At 69.4% G+C, this 18,961-nt stretch carries 14 protein-coding genes; 10 read left to right on the plus strand and 4 right to left on the minus strand.

Annotated elements, in window-relative coordinates; genetic code table 11:
* Positions 1-117: 117 nt before the first annotated feature.
* Positions 118-3,609, minus strand: coding sequence for a proline dehydrogenase family protein (locus tag ACFC14_RS04015; RefSeq protein WP_376101326.1), 3,492 nt, complete (start codon positions 3,607-3,609; stop codon positions 118-120).
* Between the two features lie 135 nt (positions 3,610-3,744).
* On the opposite strand from ACFC14_RS04015, the gene ACFC14_RS04020 reads away from it, so the two are divergent.
* The 5 genes from ACFC14_RS04020 (at position 3,745) to ACFC14_RS04040 (ending at position 10,828) form a co-directional block, all read left to right on the plus strand.
* The gene (locus ACFC14_RS04020; RefSeq protein WP_376101327.1) at positions 3,745-4,653 is read left to right on the plus strand and encodes a LysR substrate-binding domain-containing protein; all 909 of its coding nucleotides are present in this window, start codon (positions 3,745-3,747) and stop codon (positions 4,651-4,653) included.
* Between the two features lie 104 nt (positions 4,654-4,757).
* Positions 4,758-5,345: a nitroreductase family protein gene (locus tag ACFC14_RS04025; protein ID WP_376101328.1), complete on the plus strand. Its 588-nt coding sequence runs from the start codon at positions 4,758-4,760 to the stop codon at positions 5,343-5,345.
* Positions 5,346-5,411: 66 nt separating this feature from the next.
* Positions 5,412-7,682: an ATP-binding cassette domain-containing protein gene (locus ACFC14_RS04030; protein ID WP_376101329.1), complete on the plus strand. Its 2,271-nt coding sequence runs from the start codon at positions 5,412-5,414 to the stop codon at positions 7,680-7,682.
* An 80-nt stretch (positions 7,683-7,762) separates the two neighbouring features.
* Positions 7,763-9,274, plus strand: a complete 1,512-nt coding sequence (locus ACFC14_RS04035; RefSeq protein ID WP_376101330.1) for an APC family permease — start codon at positions 7,763-7,765, stop codon at positions 9,272-9,274.
* Between the two features lie 318 nt (positions 9,275-9,592).
* Positions 9,593-10,828, plus strand: coding sequence for a hypothetical protein (locus ACFC14_RS04040; RefSeq protein WP_376101331.1), 1,236 nt, complete (start codon positions 9,593-9,595; stop codon positions 10,826-10,828).
* Positions 10,829-10,934: 106 nt separating this feature from the next.
* Here the strand turns inward: ACFC14_RS04040 and ACFC14_RS04045 are convergent, their stop codons facing one another.
* On the minus strand, positions 10,935-13,154 hold the full coding sequence (locus ACFC14_RS04045; protein WP_376101332.1) for an ATP-dependent Clp protease ATP-binding subunit: 2,220 nt from the start codon (positions 13,152-13,154) through the stop codon (positions 10,935-10,937).
* Positions 13,155-13,293: 139 nt separating this feature from the next.
* On the minus strand, positions 13,294-14,493 hold the full coding sequence (coaBC, locus tag ACFC14_RS04050) for a bifunctional phosphopantothenoylcysteine decarboxylase/phosphopantothenate--cysteine ligase CoaBC (RefSeq protein WP_376101333.1): 1,200 nt from the start codon (positions 14,491-14,493) through the stop codon (positions 13,294-13,296).
* A gap of 68 nt (positions 14,494-14,561) precedes the next feature.
* Here coaBC and ACFC14_RS04055 point away from each other — a divergent pair, with 68 nt between their 5' ends.
* A complete protein-coding gene (locus tag ACFC14_RS04055) occupies positions 14,562-15,263 on the plus strand; it encodes an NRDE family protein (RefSeq protein WP_376101334.1) in 702 nt (233 codons plus the stop codon).
* A 117-nt stretch (positions 15,264-15,380) separates the two neighbouring features.
* A complete protein-coding gene (locus tag ACFC14_RS04060; protein WP_376101335.1) occupies positions 15,381-16,388 on the plus strand; it encodes a LacI family DNA-binding transcriptional regulator in 1,008 nt (335 codons plus the stop codon).
* A gap of 13 nt (positions 16,389-16,401) precedes the next feature.
* Here the strand turns inward: ACFC14_RS04060 and ACFC14_RS04065 are convergent, their stop codons facing one another.
* A complete protein-coding gene (locus ACFC14_RS04065) occupies positions 16,402-17,373 on the minus strand; it encodes a GlxA family transcriptional regulator (RefSeq protein ID WP_376101336.1) in 972 nt (323 codons plus the stop codon).
* A gap of 85 nt (positions 17,374-17,458) precedes the next feature.
* Between ACFC14_RS04065 and ACFC14_RS04070 the strand changes: the two genes are divergently transcribed.
* From ACFC14_RS04070 to ACFC14_RS04080, 3 genes are read left to right on the plus strand one after another with little or no spacing between them, the layout of a single operon-like run.
* The gene (locus ACFC14_RS04070) at positions 17,459-17,620 is read left to right on the plus strand and encodes a hypothetical protein (RefSeq protein ID WP_376101337.1); all 162 of its coding nucleotides are present in this window, start codon (positions 17,459-17,461) and stop codon (positions 17,618-17,620) included.
* Positions 17,621-17,652: 32 nt separating this feature from the next.
* Entirely contained in the window at positions 17,653-18,285 is a 633-nt protein-coding gene (locus tag ACFC14_RS04075) for a LysE family translocator (protein WP_376101338.1), read from the plus strand.
* 48 nt (positions 18,286-18,333) lie between these two features.
* Positions 18,334-18,954 (plus strand): hypothetical protein, encoded by a 621-nt coding sequence (locus ACFC14_RS04080; protein WP_376101339.1) that lies wholly within the window; start codon positions 18,334-18,336, stop codon positions 18,952-18,954.
* Positions 18,955-18,961 lie beyond the last annotated feature (7 nt).

Raw genomic sequence — 18,961 nt, forward strand, 5'->3', positions numbered from 1 at the left:
GTCTCGCGCCTCGCGTCTCGCGCCGAGACCCCGCCTTCACGCCGAAACCCCCTGCTGCGGATGTCTGCAGCAGGGGGTTTCGGCGGTTACCGGGGGTCTCGGCGGGCAAGCAGCTCGTCAGATCACGCCGTCGGCGAGGGTGGTCGGGTTGCCGAAGCGGTGGTTGGTGATCGACACGGCCTGCTCGTGCAGGAACGGCAGGATCTCGACACGGCCGGCACCCGTCACAGCGTGCGACCACACCGCCACGTCGGGGCTTCCGTCGAGCGCTTCGTGCAGGGCTGCGGCGTCGCCGCCGACCAGACGTACGCGGTGCCACGAGTTCGCCGCCTTGGCGTAGCGCTTGGTCCATGAGGCATCCGACTCGTGCTTCACGGTGACCCCGTGCGCCCGCAGCACCTTCTCGACGCGCGAGGGCAGGGCCGGCGCCGACACCGTGAACGGGCTGCCGCTGCGGAGTGCCGCCGCGAGCACGCGGATGCCGTCCGCCAGAGGCGCGTTCTCGGCGATGCGCACGTCGACCGCGACCGAGCGGTAGCGGAAGAGGTTGCGCTCGACCCCGAGGCCCGACTTGTCGCTGACCGCGCCGAACTCGTCGACCCAGGCACGCTCGTCGGATGCCGCGGCGCGGTGCAGCCATTCCGCTTCGGCCGCATCGACCTCGGAGGCGGCAGCATCCAGCAGCGCGCCGACCACCGGCACGACGGCCGCGCTCGGCGCGGCGGCCGGGAGCTCCGCCGGAGCCCACTCGCCGAGGCCGAAGAGGTAGTTCGGTCCGCCGGCCTTCGCGCCCGCGCCCACGGCCGAGCGCTTCCAGCCGCCGAACGGCTGACGCTGCACGATCGCCCCGGTGATGCCGCGGTTCACGTAGAGGTTGCCGGCCTCGACGCGGTCGAGCCAGGTGGCGACCTCGTCGGAGTCGAGCGAGTGGATGCCCGCGGTCAGGCCGTAGTCGACCGCGTTCTGCAGGCGCAGCGCCTCGTCCAGGTCTTTGGCGTGCATGATGCCGAGCACCGGGCCGAAGAACTCGGTCAGGTGGAAGTACGAGCCCTCGCGCACGCCGGTCTTGACACCGGGCGTCCACTGCTTCCCTTCGTCGTCGAGCTTGCGCGGCTCCACGAGCCAGCGCTCGCCCTTCTCCAGCTTCGTCAGCGCCGTGAGCAGCTTGCCGTTCGCGGGCTCGATGATCGGCCCCATCTGGGTAGCCGGGTCGTCGGGCAGTCCGACCCGCATCGAGGTCACGGCATCCACCAGCTGACGCTCGAACCGCTTCGAGTCGGCCACCGATCCGACCAGGATCGCGAGTGACGCCGCGGAGCACTTCTGCCCCGCATGACCGAACGCACTGCGGGCCACGTCGGCGGCCGCGAGGTCGAGGTCGGCGGACGGGGTCACGATGATCGCGTTCTTGCCGCTGGTCTCCGCGAGGAGCGGCAGGTCGGAACGGAACGAGCGGAACAGCTGCGCCGTCTCGTACGCCCCGGTCAGGATCACGCGGTCCACCGCGGGACCGGCGACGAGCCGCGTGCCCAGGTCGCGGGAAGCCAGGTCGACGAGCGCGAGCAGGTCTCGCGGCACACCCGCTGCCCACAGCGCCTCGACCATCACGGCACCGCAGCGCTGGGTGAGCTTTGCCGGCTTGATGATCACGGCCGAGCCGGAGGCCAGACCCGCGAGCACACCGCCGGCGGGGATGGCGACCGGGAAGTTCCATGGCGGCGTGACCACCGTGACCTTCGACGGCACGAACTCGGCGCCCGAGACGGTCTCGAGGTCTTTCGCGCGCTCGGCGTAATAGTGCGCGAAGTCGATGGCCTCGCTGATCTCGGGGTCGGCCTCGGCGATCGTCTTGCCCGCCTCGTGGGCCATGATCTCGATGAGCTGCCCCCGGCGCGCAGCCAGCTCGTCTCCGGCGCGGTGCAGCACGGCGGCGCGGTCGGCGGCGGGCAGGGCGGCCCACTTCTCGGCGGCGGCGGTGGCGGCGGTGAAGATGCCGTCGAGCTCGGCATCCGTCTCGACCTTCGCGATCGCGATGGTGTCGAGGCCCAGCGTCGATCCGACCGAGCGGCCGAGGATCTCGCGCCCCCACGCCCGGTTCGCGGCGATGGCGGGGTCGGTGTCGGCCTGATTCTCGAAGCCCGTCGTGGTCCCCGGAGCGACCTCTGCCGTGCGGTCCTGCACGCGGTGGGGCGCCGGGACGAACTCCGGAGCATCGGTCTCCAGCGCGGCCAGCGAGCGCTCGAACCGCTCCCGCTCGCGGGTGAGGAGCGTCGGGTTCGAGGCGAGCTCGAACACGGCCGACATGAAGTTCTCCGGGCTGGCGTTCTCTTCGAGGCGGCGCACGAGGTACGCGATCGCGACGTCGAACTCGGCCGGGTTCACGACCGGCGTGTAGAGCAGCAGGCGTCCGACGTCCTTGCGGACGGCCTCGGCCTGGCCGGTCGCCATGCCCAGCAGCATCTCGTACTCGACGAGGGGCTCCGCCTCCCGCTGGGTCCCTGAGCCTGTCGAAGGGCGCGCCACCCCGCGCGCCTGCGCCAGCAGCCACGTGTAGGCGATGTCGAACAGGTTGTGGCCCGCGACGCCGATGCGCACGGCATCCAGACGCTCCGGGGTCATCGCCCAGTCGAGCACTCGCTTGTAATTGGTGTCGGAGTCCTGCTTGGTGCCGTAGGTGGCGAGCGGCCAGCCGTGGATCGCGGCGTCGACCTCTTCCATGGCGAGGTTCGCACCCTTGACGACACGCACCTTGATCGGTGCACCGCCCTTCGCGCGCCGGGCGGCAGCCCACTCCTGCAGGTGCTGCATCGCGCCGAGCGCGTCGGGCAGGTAGGCCTGCAGCACGATGCCGGCTTCGAGGTTCTCGAGCCCCGGCTGGTCGAGGATGCTCGTGAAGGCCGCGATCGTCAGGTCGAGGTCGCGGTACTCCTCCATGTCGAGGTTGATGAACTTGGCCTTGCCCTTGGCTTCGGCGCGGGCGGCGAGCTCGTAGAGCGGGGTGAGCTTCTCGACGACATCGGCCACGGCCTCGTCGAACGACCACATCGACAGCTGACTCACGACGCTGGAGACCTTGATCGACACGTAGTCGACGTCATCGCGGGCGAGGAAGTCGCGGGTGCCCTGCAGACGGTGCCCGGCTTCGCGCTCGCCGAGCACGGCCTCGCCGAGGAGGTTGAGGTTGAGGCGGTTGCCGCTCTTGCGCAGCTTCGCGATCGCGGGGCCGAGCTTGGAGGGTGTGGCGTCGAGCACGAGGTGCCCGACCATGGCCCGCAGCACGCGGCGCGAGATCGGCACGACGACGCCGGGCAGCTTCGGCGCCCAGAAGCCGCCGGTCTTGATCGCGGCCCGGAGGTACCCGGGCAGCAGGATCGGGGTGATCTCCGAGATCTCGGCGAGCTTGCGACCCGCGACACGCAGGTCTTCGGGGCGCATGACGCCGTCGACGAAGCCGACCGTGAATGCGAGGCCGTTCGGGTCTTTGAGCACCTCGGACAGGCGCTGGGCGGCCGGCTCGACGGGGTGGGTCTCGCTCTCGGTGAGCCAGCGCTGCACCAGGGCGGCGACGTCTTCGGTGCGGGGAGTGGTGGTGTCGGCGGCGACAGGCATCGGTGGGACCTTCCAAGAGAGCGCACACCGGGGTTTCGTGTGCGGGCTCGATCATTGTCCTGCCGGTCGGTAGGCTCCGTCTATCAACCGATTTGCGTGGATTCTGTTCACTCAAGCTGAACGAATGGAACGGCCGTGCTCGATGTCAATCGCCTGCGGATGCTCGTGGAGCTGTCGCGCCGCGGAACCCTCTCCGCCGTCGCCGACGCCCTCTCGTACAGCAAGGCCTCGGTGTCGCAGCAGCTGAGCGCACTGGAGCGCGATGTGGGAGTGCCACTGCTGCGCCGAGTCGGCCGCGGCGTGCAGTTCACGCCGCAGGGAAACGTGCTGGTCAGCCAGGCCATCGGCATCCTCGATCAACTCGAGCATGCCGAGGTCGCCGTCGCGGAGTCGCTCACCGAGGTGACGGGCACCGCGCGCATCGCCGTGTTCCAGTCGACCGCGCACTCTCTGCTGCCGCGCGCGCTCGAGTCCCTCAAGGAGAGGCATCCGGCCCTGCGGGTCGAGGTCACCGAGTGCGACCCGGAGACCGGGCTCGTCGGGGTGTCCAGCCGCGACTTCGACCTGATCCTCGCCGAGCAGTATCCGGGGCGGACCCGCCCGATCCACGCCGACCTCGACCGGGTGGTGCTCGCCCACGACACGATCGCCCTCGCCCGGCATCCCGGAGCGCCCGCGCACGCGGATGCCGTCGCCGCTCTGTGGTCGACCCGCGAGGAGCCGTGGGTCCTCGAGCCCGAGGGCACCGCATCCCGCGCCTGGGCCGAGCAGCTCTGTCGCACGGCCGGGTTCGAGCCCGACGTGCGGTTCGAGATCGCCGACCTCACCGCGCACGTGCGGCTGATCCACGCCGGGCTCGCGGTCGGACTGCTGCCCGAGCTCGTGTGGGCCGGCGACAACCCGACCGTCGACCTGGCGCCGCTCCCCCGCGAGCCGCGGCGCGAGATCTTCTCCTCGGCACGGCGGGTGTCCGCCGCCGCCCCGTCCATCCGCGCCGTGCGCAACGCGCTCGCGGACGCCGCTTCGCACAACCTGCCCGCCTGACGAAGACACACACCCAAACTCGGGAATATGCATGCACATGCATCTGTTCTGTCCCGTGTACCCGGACGAAGGAGTCCGATCCACTCCTTCTGAAAGGCACTTCCGTGAGCACTCCCGTCATCGACCGCACCGCCCCGACCGAGCACCCCGTCCTCGACGTCCTCGCCGGCCGCTGGAGCCCCCGCGCCTTCGACGCGCAGAACTCGATCGACGAGGCCAAGCTCGCCACCGCTCTCGAGGCCGCCCGCTGGAGCCCGTCCGCCAACAACACCCAGCCGTGGCGCTTCATCGTCGCCCGCCGCGGCACCGCCCTGCATGCCCAGGTCACAGGCGCCCTGATGGGCTTCAACCAGGCATGGGCGGGCAACGCCGCCGTGCTCGTGGTCGCGATCGCCGAGACGGCCGCGGCCGACGGCACGCCGATCACCCACGCCCTGTACGACCTCGGTCAGGCCGTCGCGCACTTCTCGGTGCAGGCCCACCACGACGGCCTCGTCGTGCACCAGATGAGCGGCTTCGACCCGGAGGTCGTCCGCGAGTTCGCCGACCTCGAAGCCCGCTTCGTCCCCACCACGGTCTTCGCCGTCGGCGAGTTCGGCGACATCGAGGCGCTTCCCGAGGTGCTGCAGGAGCGCGAGGTCGCTCCGCGCGTGCGTCGCCCGATCGACGAGACGGTCGTCCTCAGCGCCTGACCCGCACCCACCCTCCGCTGTCGACGGGGCCCCCGGATTGTCCGGGGGCCCCGTTAGCGTTTCCGGATGGACACTCTCCGCATCACCGGCGCGCGGACGAACAACCTCCGCGACGTCTCGGTCGACGTTCCCAAGAAGCTGCTGACCGTCTTCACCGGCGTCTCCGGGTCGGGCAAGTCGTCGCTCGTGCTCGACACGATCGCCGCCGAGGCGCAGCGGCTCGTCAACGACTCCTATTCGACGTTCATCCGCGCACGGCTGCCGCAGATGCCGGCGCCCGACGTGCAGTCCATGGACGGTCTGACCTTCACGGTGCTGATCGACCAACGTCGGTTCACGGGCAACGCGCGCTCGACGGTGGCGACCGCGACCGACCTGGCCTCTCTCGTGCGCCTCGTGTTCTCGCGCGTGGGCGAGCCTTCGGCCGGCTACTCCCCCGCCTACTCGTTCAACGATCCCTCCGGCATGTGCCCGACCTGCGAAGGACTCGGCACGGTGTACGACATCGACATCGACGCCCTGATCGACCCCGAGAAGAACATCGACGAGGGGCCGGTGCGGTTCAGCCTGTTCCGCCCGGGCGTGTACCGGTGGAAGCGGTTCGCCTACTGCGGGCTGTTCGACCGCGAGAAGCCGCTCAAGGACTACACGGCCGAGGAGATGGACCAGTTCCTCTACGCCGACAAGCTCAAGCTCGACGATCCGGATCCGCGGTTCCCGCAGAGCGCCCGGTTCGACGGCGTGATCACCCGCATGCGCGACGTGTTCCTGAAGCAGCGCCCGGTGAAGATGTCGCCCCAGGTGCGTGAAGAGCTCGACCGGCTCGTGACCCACCACACCTGCCCGGACTGCCGGGGCGCACGGGTGAACGAGGCGGCGCGGGCGAGCCTCATCGACGGGCGATCGATCGTGGACTGGATGCGGATGCCGGTGGCCGAGCTGCACACGCTGCTCGACGCCTTCGACGATGCGCGGGTGGCACCGGCGGTCGAGGGCATCCGTCATGTGCTCGACGCCCTGCTCTCGGTCGGCCTCGGCTACCTCACGCTCGACCGCGAATCGTCGACCCTGTCCGGCGGCGAGGCGCAGCGGGTCAAGATCGTGCGCCACCTCGGCAGCGCCCTGACCGACGTGACCTACGTGTTCGACGAGCCGAGCACCGGGCTGCACCCCGCCGACATCCAGCGCCTCGTGGCCCTGCTGCAGCGACTGCGCGATGCGGGCAACACGATCCTCGTCGTCGAGCACCATCCGCAGGTGATCGCGGTCGCCGATCACGTGGTCGACCTCGGGCCCGGGGCGGGCTCCGCCGGCGGCATGGTGCAGTTCGAGGGCACGCCCACGGCGTTGCGCGGCAGCGACACCCTCACCGGACGAGTGCTCGCCGAGCCGCTGACGATCCGCGAGACGGCACGGGAACCCTCTGGCCGCATCACCGTGAAGGATGCGCGATCGCACAACCTCCGCGGATTCGACGTCGACGTCCCGCTCGGCGTGCTCACCGCGGTCACGGGGGTCGCGGGTTCGGGAAAGAGCTCTTTCGCCACGGTGGAACTGCCGCGCCAGCATCCCGAGTTCACGGTCGTCGGGCAAGACCCGCTGCGCGGCGGAGCACGGTCGACGACGCTGAGCATCCTGCGCATCGCCGACACGGTGCGCGAGGTGTTCGCCGCCGAGTCGGGCCTCGACCCGTCGTGGTTCAGCTTCAACTCGCGCGGAGCCTGCCCGACCTGCCGTGGGCGTGGGCACATCACGACCGAGCTCGCGTTCCTCGACGACGTCTCACTGCCCTGTGACGCCTGCGGCGGCCTGCGCTTCAATCCGAAGGCGCTCGACGTGCAGGTCGACGGCGCCTCGATCGCCGACGTCCTGGCTTCGACGCCCGCCGAGGTCAGCGCGCTGTTCTCCGCCCACCCCGATGTGGTCTCGGCGCTGGAGTGGGTGCAGCGCACCGGTCTGAGCTACATCCCCGTCGGACGATCGCTCGACACGCTCTCGGGCGGCGAGAAGCAGCGGCTGCTCCTCGCCCGGCATCTCAGTGATCCGCGGCGCGACCCCGCCGACCGGATCATCCTCGACGAACCCACCTCTGGCCTGCATCCGACCGACGTCGACACGATCAACACCCTCTTCGACGATCTGCTCCATGACGGCGCGACGCTGGTCGTCGTCGAGCACAACCTGCGCGTGGTCGCACGCGCGGATCATGTCATCGACATCGGCCCGGGCGCGGGCTCGGACGGCGGTCGGCTGGTCTTCGCCGGCGCCCCGGCGGCGATCGTGCGCGACGCCGCGTCGCTCACCGGCCGAGCCCTCGCGGCAGCCTCCAAGGGCTGAACACCCTCGAGCCGGAGGGCAGACGATGGAGCGCCGTTTGTGAGGGGTGCGGCGCGATGCTCCGATCTACAATCGTCGGCATGGCAATCCAGCGAAGGATCAAGTCCGTCGAACAGTCGATGGCAGAGACGCACGACGAGAAACGCTCCCTGAAACGCTCCCTGGGCGTGTGGGATCTCGCTGTCATGGGCGTCGCGGTCGCCGTCGGTGCAGGCATCTTCTCGGTCGGTGCCGAGGCGTCCGCGCGGCATGCCGGCCCGGCAGTCATCGTCTCGTTCATCATCGCCGCGGCCGTGTGCGGGCTCGCGATCCTCTGCTACGCGGAGTTCGCCTCCTCCATCCCGGTCGCAGGTTCCGCCTACACCTTCACCTACTCGACCCTCGGCGAGTTCCTCGCCTGGATCATCGGTTGGGACCTGATCCTCGAGATGCTCATGGCGTCGGCCGTGATCGCGAAGTACTGGGGCGTCTACCTGGGCGATGCGGTGTCGCTGTTCGACCTCGAGATCCCGATGACCCTCCAGATCGGGCCGCTCAGCTTCGACTGGGGGCCCGTCGTGATCGTCGCGATCTTCACGCTGCTGCTCGCCCTCGGCACGCAGCTGTCCAGCCGCGTCAACAGCGTGTTCACGGTGATCAAGGTCGCGATCGTGCTGTTCGTCATCGTCGTCGGACTGTTCTTCATCAACGGCGCCAACTACTCCCCGTTCGTGCCGCCGGCGCAGGAGGGCGCGGCGTCGGAGAGCGTCTGGACGCAGTCGCTCTTCTCGTTCATGACCGGCTCCGACCCCTCGATCTACGGTGTGTTCGGCATCCTCAGCGGCGCGGCCCTGGTGTTCTTCGCGTTCATCGGCTTCGATGTCGTCGCCACGAGCGCCGAGGAGACCAAGGACCCCAAGCGCACCGTCCCCCGCGGCATCATGCTCGGCCTCGTGATCGTGACCGTCCTGTACGTGCTGGTGGCGATCGTCATCACCGGCATGGTCTCGTACACCGAGCTCGCGAAGCTCGAAGAGCCCTCCCTGGCGAGCGCGTTCGAGCTCGTCGGGGCGACCTGGGCGGCGCAGGTGATCGCCATCGGCAGCCTCGTGGGACTCACGACCGTGGTGATGGTGCTGCTGATGGGGCTCGCGCGCGTCGTGTTCGCGATGAGCCGTGACGGCCTGCTGCCGCGCTCGCTGAGCGTGACGAACGCGAAGCGCGGCACCCCGATCCGCATCCAGCTCATCGTGGGCGTCGTGATCGCGATCATCGCCGGCTTCACGGATGTGCAGGTGCTGGGCGACATGATCAACATCGGAACGCTGTCGGCCTTCGTGCTGGTGAGCATCGGTGTGCCGATCCTCCGCAAGACCCGGCCCGACCTGGAGCGCCCGTTCACGGTGCCGCTGTCGCCGTGGCTGCCGTGGATCTCGGCGCTCGCCTGCTTCTGGCTGATGCTGAACCTCAGCACCGAGACCTGGGTGCGCTTCGCCATCTGGCTCGCGCTCGGCCTGGTGATCTACTTCGCATACTCGCGGCGGCACTCGCTGATCGGAAGAGAGCTCGAGAAGGACGCGCTCGGCGGGCTGCACCGCCCACCGCTGCGGTAGTTGCGACGCGGCCCCACGCGACCACCCTCCCGAAATGAAGGAGAACTCGCACCCGGAAGGATGCATTGCAGCATCCGCTCCTTCATAGCGTGAGTTCCCCTTCAGAACGTGCGGCGGTCGCGCCGCGCCGCACGGGAACGACTCAGTCGTCGAGCAGCTCCGCCTCGATCACGTCGTCGTCGACGGGCGTAAACCGATACTCCGGCACTCTTGTCGTGCACACCCACCGTCGTGAACGAACGCGCATTAGCCTCGTGGACTGTGAGTTTCGACGAGTTCCGACGCGATATCGCCCGGGTCCTGAAGCACGCAACCCCGATGATGCTGGCCCAAATCATCCCTCTCGGCGCATCGTTCGTCCTGATCGCGGTGGCTCTCGCAACAGGACGAACCGACTTCGCTGCCATCATCGGCACTACGGCGACCATCAGCGGACTGGCTACGCTCATCAACGTCGGTGTCGGGATCGGCACTCTGCGTGATCTGGCCGAAACCCATGCAGATCCCGCCCGGGTCGCGGACGCCATCGCCAGCAACCTTCGTCTCGCGTCGGCGGTGTCTTTCATCGTCGTCGCGATCAGCGCCGCAACAGGCCTCGCACTCACCTCTGCCTCACCATCCGGCTCGGTCCTCGTGGTCGCACTGTGGGTGGCGCTGGTCGTGCAGCTTCCCGCGAACATCCTGTCGTCGCACACCAGCGTTCTCGCTGCCGCGTTCCAGCACCTCGGCCGCGAGAAGGACAACCTGACGATCACACTCACCCGATCGCTGATCGGTCTGGCGCTCGGCCTGGCCGTCGTTCTGCTCATCCCGAGTCCGATCCTCGCCATCGCGCTGCAGTCGACGCTCGCCTCGCTCATGGTCATCGCCATGCTCTGGGAACGTCGGCGGCGACTACTCCGAGCCGGAATCCGGGTCCGCGTTCTCCTCGCCCCCGACTTCTCGCCCCGCCGCATCGGGGATCGCGTCCTGAACTCCCTCGACGGCGCCGTCTTCATGGTGCTGTTCATGGTCGCGCAGCTGGTCGCGGCCAGCATCTCCGCCGAAGTCGCGGCTCAGGTCGCCGCCGGTGTCGCGCTGTGCCGGACCGTCATCATTCCGCTGAAGATGGTGGGCCAAACCGCCGGGCGGATGACGCTTCAGGACCGCGGTCGGGAGCCTGCGTACCGCGCGGCGTCGTACGGCGTCGTCGGCATCTTCGTCGTCCCCCTCGCGCTGTCGCTCATCCTGCTCTCCGCGTTCGGCCTGAGCCCGGTGGGTGATCCGGTGCTGGGTCTGCTGATCGCCCTGCAACTCCTGCTCGAGCCGTTCTCCGGATCGCTGTTCGCCTACATGAAGGTCACCTTCGGCGCCAGAGCAGGACTGCTCGGGCTGATCCTCACCTATCTCGTGCTCGCGCCCGCCGCGCTGATCGTCTGCAGGTTCACGGCCCCGAGCGCGGTAGGCCTGTGGGCCGCTCTGCTCCTCGTCAGGCTCCTCTTCAGCGTGGCGAACCTCGCTGCACTCCGGACGCTCCTGCGCTCACAGCTCCACCCGACCACCCGCCCGAAATGAAGGAGAACTCACGCTTGGAAGGATGCATTGCAGCATCCGCTCCTTCATAGCGTGAGTTCTCCTTCAGAACGTGCGGCCGTCGCGCGGCGGCTCAGGAGGGAACGACTCAGTCGTCGAGCAGCTCCGCCTCGATCACGTCGTCGTCTTCCTCGGGCTCGGGCGCGGGCTCGGGCGTCGTCGAGGTGAGCACGAGGCCCGCACCGTCGGCGCCCACATCCACCCGCACGGTGTCGCCGTCGCGCACGCCGCCCGAGAGCAGCGCGGTCGCGAGCTTGTTCTGCACCTCGCTCTGGATGAGGCGGCGCAGCGGCCGGGCACCGAACATCGGGTCGTACCCGCGCTCGGCGAGCCACGACCGCGCATCCGGCGTCACGGCGAGTGTGAGCCGGCGGTCCTTCAGCCGGTCGTGCAGCTGGTCGACCGAGAGTTCGACGATCTGGGCGAGGTCGTCTTCGCTGAGCGCCGAGAACATCACGATGTCGTCGAGACGGTTCAGGAACTCCGGACGGAACGCCTGCCGCACGAGGGCCATGACCTGGTCGCGCTTCTCATCGGGTGCGAGCACCGGGTCGATGAGGATCGGCGAGCCGAGGTTCGACGTGAGGATCAGGATCACGTTCGAGAAGTCGACAGTGCGGCCCTGACCGTCGGTCAGACGACCGTCGTCGAGCACCTGGAGCAGCACGTCGAACACCTCGGGGTGCGCCTTCTCGACCTCGTCGAGCAGGATCACGCTGTACGGGCGACGCCGAACGGCCTCGGTCAGCTGACCGCCCTGCTCGTAGCCGATGTATCCCGGAGGGGCGCCGACGAGCCGGGACACCGAGTGCTTCTCGCCGTACTCCGACATGTCGATGCGCACCATCGAGTGCTCGTCGTCGAACAGGAACTCCGCCAGCGCCTTGGCCAGCTCGGTCTTGCCGACACCGGTCGGTCCGAGGAACAGGAACGACCCGGTCGGACGGCCGGGGTCGCTGATGCCGGCACGCGAGCGGCGCACGGCATCCGACACCGCCTTCACCGCATCCTTCTGCCCGATCAGGCGCTTGCCGAGCTCGCTCTCGAGGTGCAGCAGCTTCTCGCTCTCACCCTGCAACAGGCGACCGACGGGGATGCCCGTCCACGCGGCGATGACCGCAGCGATGTCCTCCTCGGTGACCTGCTCGTTGACCATGCGCGGTTCGGCGGGGGTCGCGGCCTCGGCCTGCTCGGCTTCGGCGATGTCGCGCTCCAGGCGCTTGATGGTCTCGTATTCCAGCTTCGAGGCCTTCGTGTAATCGGCGTTTCGCATCGCGAGGTCGCGCTGGGTGATCGCGTCGTCGAGCTGCTTCTTGAGCTCGCCGACCCGGTTCAGGCCCTGACGCTCGCGCGCCCACCGGGCCTCCAGCCCTGCGAGTTCCTTCTCCATCTCGACGAGGTGCTCACGGAGCGTGCCGAGGCGCTCCTTCGACGCGGCGTCCTTCTCGCGCTTGAGAGCCAGCTCCTCCAGCTTCAGCCGGTCGACCTGGCGCTTGAGCTGGTCGATCTCGACCGGCGAGGAGTCGATCTCCATCTTGAGCCGAGACATCGACTCGTCGATCAGGTCGATCGCCTTGTCGGGCAGCTGCCGCGCGGGAAGGTACCGGTTCGAGAGTGCGGCAGCGGCGACGAGGGCGCTGTCGGAGATCGTGACTCCGTGGTGCGCCTCGTAGCGCCCCTTGAGCCCGCGGAGGATCGCGATCGTGTCCTCGACCGTGGGCTCGCCGACGTACACCTGCTGGAAGCGACGCTCGAGCGCGGCGTCCTTCTCGATGAACTCGCGGTACTCGTTGAGCGTGGTGGCGCCGATCAGACGCAGCTCGCCGCGGGCCAGCATGGGCTTGAGCATGTTGGAGGCCGCGACCGAACCCTCGCCGCCACCCGCGCCCATCAGCACGTGCAGCTCGTCGATGAACGTGATGACCTGGCCGTCGGACTCGGTGATCTCTTTGAGGACCTGCTTCAGCCGCTCCTCGAACTGCCCGCGGTACATCGCGCCGGCCACGAGGGCCGAGATGTCGAGCGTGACCAGCTCTTTGTCCTTCAGAGATTCGGCGACGTCACCGGCGACGATGCGCTGGGCGAGGCCTTCGACGACGGCGGTCTTGCCGACGCCGGGCTCACCGATCAGCACCGGGTTGTTCTTGGTGCGGCGGGTGAGGACCTGGCTGACGCGACGGATCTCACTGTCGCGTCCGATCACCGGGTCGAGCTTGCCCTCGCGGGCGCGGTCGGTCAGGTTGATGCCGAACTGCTCGAGGGCGGACTGCTGGTCTTGGTTCTGGTTGCCGGTCTGCGGGTTGCTCATGCGCTCCTCCTGGAGATGCTCCTTCTGGTCGTCTCCCGCCGGCCGGATCGGACGGCGGGATCAAAGTTGAGTCCTGTTGACTCAAGTTTAGCACTCGGTCGCATTCTCCTCCAGTCGATGCCCCGCTCCGAGCCCGGCCTCAGCGCACCCGCTGGACGGCGTCCCAGATCGCGGCCGCGACCGCACGTTTCGAGCCGGATGCCGCGCCGGCATCCGCCCCGCCCGGGCCGAGGATGTGCACGGCGTTCTCGGCGCTCTCGAACCCGCGCTCCCAGCCGACCTCGTTCACGACGAGGAGGTCGACCCCCTTGCGCAGCTGCTTGCGGCGAGCGCGGGCGAGCAGCTCGGCCTCGTCCTCCGGGGTCTCCGCGGCAAAGGCGATGATGAGCTGTCCGGGCCGCCGCACCGCAGCGAGTGCGGCAACGATGTCCTCGTTCTCGACCAGCTCGATCGCGGGCACTCCGCCGCTCTCCTTCGTGAGCTTGCGGTCCGACACCGCGACCGGTCGATAGTCGGCCACGGCCGCAGCCATCACCACCACGTCGGCGCCCGGGGCCTCCCGCTTCATCGCGTCGGCGAGGTCCGCCGCCGATCCGACGGAGACGATGCGGATCGCCGGATGCCGCACCTCGGCGAGCACGTCGCCTGCGATGTTCGCCGCGACCAGGGTCACCTCCGCGCCGCGGGCGGCAGCCTCGGCCGCGAGGGCCGCCCCCTGTCTGCCGCTGGACCGGTTGCCGAGGAAGCGCACGGGATCGATGGGCTCGCGCGTGCCGCCGGCCGAGACGACGACGCGCACACCGACGAGGTCTCCGGGAGCGAGCAGCGCCTGTGCCGCCGCGAAGATCTCCTCGGGCTCCGCCATCCGCCCGGGTCCGCTGTCACCGCCCGCGAGTTCGCCGTCCGCGGGGCCGACGAGGTGCACGCCGCGCTCCCGCAGCGTCGCGATGTTCGCCTGCGTTGCCCTGTTCCGCCACATCTCCGCGTGCATGGCCGGAGCGATCAGCACCGGGGCCTCGGTGGCGAGCAGGGTCGTGCCGAGGAGGTCGTCGGCGAGTCCTGCGGTGATCTTGGCGATCGAGTTCGCGGTCGCCGGCGCCACGATCACGAGTTCGGCGGCTTGGCCGAGCGCGACGTGGCGCACCTTCGCCACGTCGTCGTGCACGCTCGTGGTGACCGGGTGGCGACTGATCGCCTCCCAGGTCGGCAGCCCCACGAAGCGCAGCGCATCCTCGGTGGGCACCACGGTCACGTCGTGCCCGCCCTTCGTGAGCAGGCGCACGAGGTGCACCGTCTTGTACGCGGCGATGCCGCCCGTGACTCCGACGACGATGTTCACGTCTCGATTCTGCCCCAGCATCCGCCGCCGCGGGCCGACACCGGCGTCATCGACCTAGACTTGGCCCCGTGTGCACGGTCGTGATCGATGTCGAGGATGCCGGTGTCGCGAGGCTTCTGGCGGTGCGCGACGAAGACCCCCAGCGGGAATGGGATGCTCTCGGCCCCTGGTGGCCGGAGCAGTATCCGGGGGTGATCGGCATCCGGGATCGTCGCGCGGGCGGGGCCTGGCTCGCCGCGAACCCCTCGGAGCGCCGGCTGGCGGTGCTGCTGAATCGCGCTGACGTGCGCGACCTCCCCGACGCTCGGGCCGTCTCGCGCGGATCCCTCGCACTCGAGTCGGTCGTGAGCCGCTCCCCCGTCGCCCCGCTGCCCATGCACGGCTTCAACCTGCTGGAGGTCGGACCCGAGGGCGCGCGCGTGCTGTCGTGGGATGGCGTCGAGCTTCGCGAGACCCCCATCGTGCCCGGCACGCACATGATCGCGCACGACGACCTCGACGACGAGGCGACGCCGCGGATCACCGCCTGGCTTCCCGAATTCCGCGCGCTGGGTCCGACGGCCGACATCGAGGACTGGGCGGCTGAATGGACCGCGCTCCTCGCGTCGTCGGCGAAGCTCGCCCCCGAGGACGACCGCGCGATCATCCGCGACAACCGCCCGCACGGGTACCCCACGCAGTCGCTCCTCTATGCGACGGCATCCGTCACCCCCGCAGGCCTCGAGGTGCGCGATCATGCGCTCCCCTCGCCGGCGCACTGGAGCGACTGAGCGCACATTCCCCATATCCCGCGGTGCGGTAATGGATGCGCCACGCCGAGGACTGCGTAGTCATTCCTCTCGTCCACCCGGTCTAGCATGGGAAGCCCGGCACGAAGAGGAGGGCCCATGCCGCCGAAGTCCCGCGGTGTGACCAGCGTCGACGTCGCCCGAGCGGCGGGCGTGTCGCAGACGACGGTGTCCCGCATCGTCAACGGCCATGAGGGCGTCTCGGAGCGGGTGCGCGCCAAGGTCGAGGCGGCCATCCAGCAGCTCGACTACCGCCCCAACCTCAGCGCCCGGAGCCTCGTCACCAGTCGCACCCAGACGATCGGCGTCGTGCTCGGCGACCCGCGCAACAGCTACTACGCCGAACTGCTGCACACCATCAGCGACGATCTCAATCGGGCCGGATATCGCGCTCTCATCCTCAGCGGTCGCGCCGACACCACCGAAGACCTCGCGAGAACCCTGCGGGAGACGAACGTCGACGGCGTCATCCTCACGACCACTCTGCTCTCGCCCGATGACGAGGGTCGCATCGTGTCGCTCGGCGTCCCCGCGGTGACGATGGGCCCCGGCGCGGTGCCGGACAACGACTCGATCTCGCCCGACAACATGGACGGAGGCCGCATCGCGGGCCGCCATCTGGCGTCTCTCGGCCATCGACGCATCGGGGTGATCGCCGGCCCTCTCGGCACGACCTCGGTGCGCGATCGGCACGAAGGCTTCCTGTCGGAGCTCGAGGCCGCGGGGGTCGCGTTCGACCCCGCACTGCTCGACGTCGCCGACCTCGACTACACCCGAGCATTCGAGGCCGCGACACGCCTGCTGCAGCTGCCGGAGCCTCCCACCGCACTCTTCTGCCACAACGACCTCGTGGCTTTCGGCGCCTTGAACGCCGCGAAGGCGCTCGGATTCGGCGTGCCAGACCAGGTGTCGGTGCTCGGGTTCGACGATGTCGCGATGTCGTCGTGGCAGGCCTTCGATCTCACGACAGTGCGGCAGCCGATCCTCGACATGGCTCACGGCGCCGTCGAGCTGCTGCTCGCGCGTCTCGCCGCTCCGGAACAGGATGCCGCGCACGTGCTGCTGCCCTGCTCGCTCGTCGAGCGTTCGACCACGCGGGCGATCTGACCGGAACGCCGGCTCAGGCCGCCGAAGACTCGTCCGTCGCGCAGGAGAACCGCGCGCGGTAGGCCGTGGGCGTGAGTCCGAGCACCCTCGCGAAGTTCTGCCGCAGCACGGCCGCCGAGCCGAACCCGCACTCGTCGGCGATGTGGTCGAGGGGGAGGTCGGTGCGCTCCAGCATCCGCTGGGCATGGATGATGCGCTGGCGTGCGAGCCAGGCCGCGGGCGTCGCGCCGTACTCGGCCTTGAAGCGTCGGGCGAAGGTGCGCGGCGACATCAGCGCCCTGGCCGCGAGTTGATCGACTCCAAGGTCATCGCGGAGGTGCTCGACCGCCCAGTCGGCGACCGCGGCGAGCGAGTCGGTGGGCACCACGGGAATCGGACGGTCGATGAACTGCGCCTGGCCGCCGTCACGCTGCGGGGGCACCACCATCCGGCGCGCGATGCGGTTGGTGAGCTCGGCGCCCACCTCCTGGCGGAGCAGATGCAGGCAGGCGTCGATGCCGGCGGCGGTGCCGGCACTGGTGATGATCTTCCCGTCCTGCACGAAGAGCACATCGGGGTCGATGTCGATCTGCGGGTACATGTCGGCCATCACGTGCGCGTACATCCAGTGCGTCGTGGCTCGTCGCCCGTCGAGCACGCCGGCAGCGGCGAGGATGAACGACCCGCTGCAGACGCTCATCACCCAGGCGCCTCGGTCGACCGCATGCCGGGCGACGTCGAGCAGGAGCGGATCGATGTCCGCCCAGCGCTCGCGCGGCACGGGGCAGAACACGACGAGGTCGGCTTCGTACGCGAAGGCCAGGTCGTGCTCGACGTTGACCGAGAAGCCGATCTTCGACTTCACCACCCCCGCGCGCGGGGCGACGATGCGGAAGTCGAAGTTCGGTACGCCGTCGGAGGACCGATCGAGTCCGAACGCCTCGCAGGCGACACCGAACTCGAACGGCGCGAAGCCGTCCTGGATGACGCAGGCCACTGTCTTCATGCACACTCCCGGTTGGCAGTTTTCATACGATGATAGTCGATTCTGCCACTCGTGACAGTTCAGCATCGAACGTAGCGTTTCTGCCATGATACTCGTCATCGCACTCATCGCCCTGGTCGCGTGGGCGACCGTCGCCACCGTCATCGAACTCCGCCGCGACGGCCACCACCGCGTGCCGACGGACTGGAGTCGCGTCTCGGGCCGTGACGTCCACCAGCAGGCCGAGCCCGGGCACGGCTACCGCTGAACCCGGCTCGAGCCGCGGTGTATGGTCGGCTCATGATCCCGCTCGACAGCCTCGTCGCCTTCGCCGTCGCCTCCGTCGTGATCATCGTCATCCCCGGTCCGAGCGTGCTGTTCGTGATCGGCCGCTCACTCTCGCTCGGCCGGCGCGCAGGCGTGCTCAGCGTCGTCGGAAACGCACTCGGCACCGTGCCGGCCGTCCTCGCCGTGGCGTTCGGGGTCGGGGCGATCGTCGCCTCCTCCGTGGTGGCGTTCACCATCATCAAGATCGTCGGCGCCGCCTACCTGGTCTGGCTCGGCGTGCAGGCGATCCGCCACCGTCACGACCACGCCCCGGATGCGGGTCGCGCACCGGCCTCCGCCGCGAAGCTGCTGCGCCAGGGCTTCATCGTCGGGCTGACCAACCCGAAGACGATCGCGTTCTTCGTGGCCGTGCTCCCGCAGTTCGTCGTGCCGGCGGCCGGCCCGGTCTGGGCGCAACTGCTTCTGCTCGGGCTCACCTTCCAGACGCTCGCCCTGGTCTGCGACAGCGTGTGGGCCCTCGCCGCCGGAACCGCTCGCACCTGGTTCGCCCGCTCGCCCCGCCGCATGTCGACGCTCTCCGGTACCGGGGGCGTGATGATGATCGGGCTGGGCGGCACACTCGCGCTGACCGGCGCGAAGAGCTGAGCGGAATCCCCCGTGCGGATCGCGGGCACCACGGCTACGCTCGTCGTCATGAGCGAGCCCTCGCAGCCTCCCGCGCACCTGCCCGCCGATCCGCAGTACCCCGGCACGCACACGTTCCCGACGCACGCGTCGAGTGGACCACCCTCTGACCCCGCCGACCCCGCTGCCCCTGCTGCCCCTGCTGCTCCCGCGTATCCCACGGCGTATCCGACCGCCACCACTCACCCGGCCGGCACTCCCGCGCATCCCACCGGCTACCCGCCCGGCGCCGGCTACCCGACCGCCGCTCCGGCCCATCCTGCGGGAGCGCCCGGTCAGCCCGCGTCCTGGCCGATCGCGTCAGGAGCGCCCACCGCACCTGCCGGCAGCCTGCTCGGCCGCACCGCCTTCGTGATCGCCGTCGTCACGCTCGCGGTCAACCTCATGTCCTCGATCGCCCGACTCCTCATCTACACGTCGGACTTCGGGTACGGAGCGGCCTACGCGATCGACGACGCGATCGGCGTGATCTCGTTCTTCGCCTATGCCGTGGCCCTCGTGCTGGGTATCATCGCCGCGCGCCGACCGGGTGCGCGCCTTCTCACCGGCATCGCGATCGGGATCGCCGGGGCCGGTACTCTCGGGATGATCTTCAGCTGGGTCGGCATCGCGTTCCTGCGCTTCGCCTGAAACTCAG

This window comes from Microbacterium sp. NPDC055988 (genome assembly GCF_042269505.1).
In the GTDB taxonomy this organism is placed as follows: Bacteria; Actinomycetota; Actinomycetes; order Actinomycetales; family Microbacteriaceae; genus Microbacterium.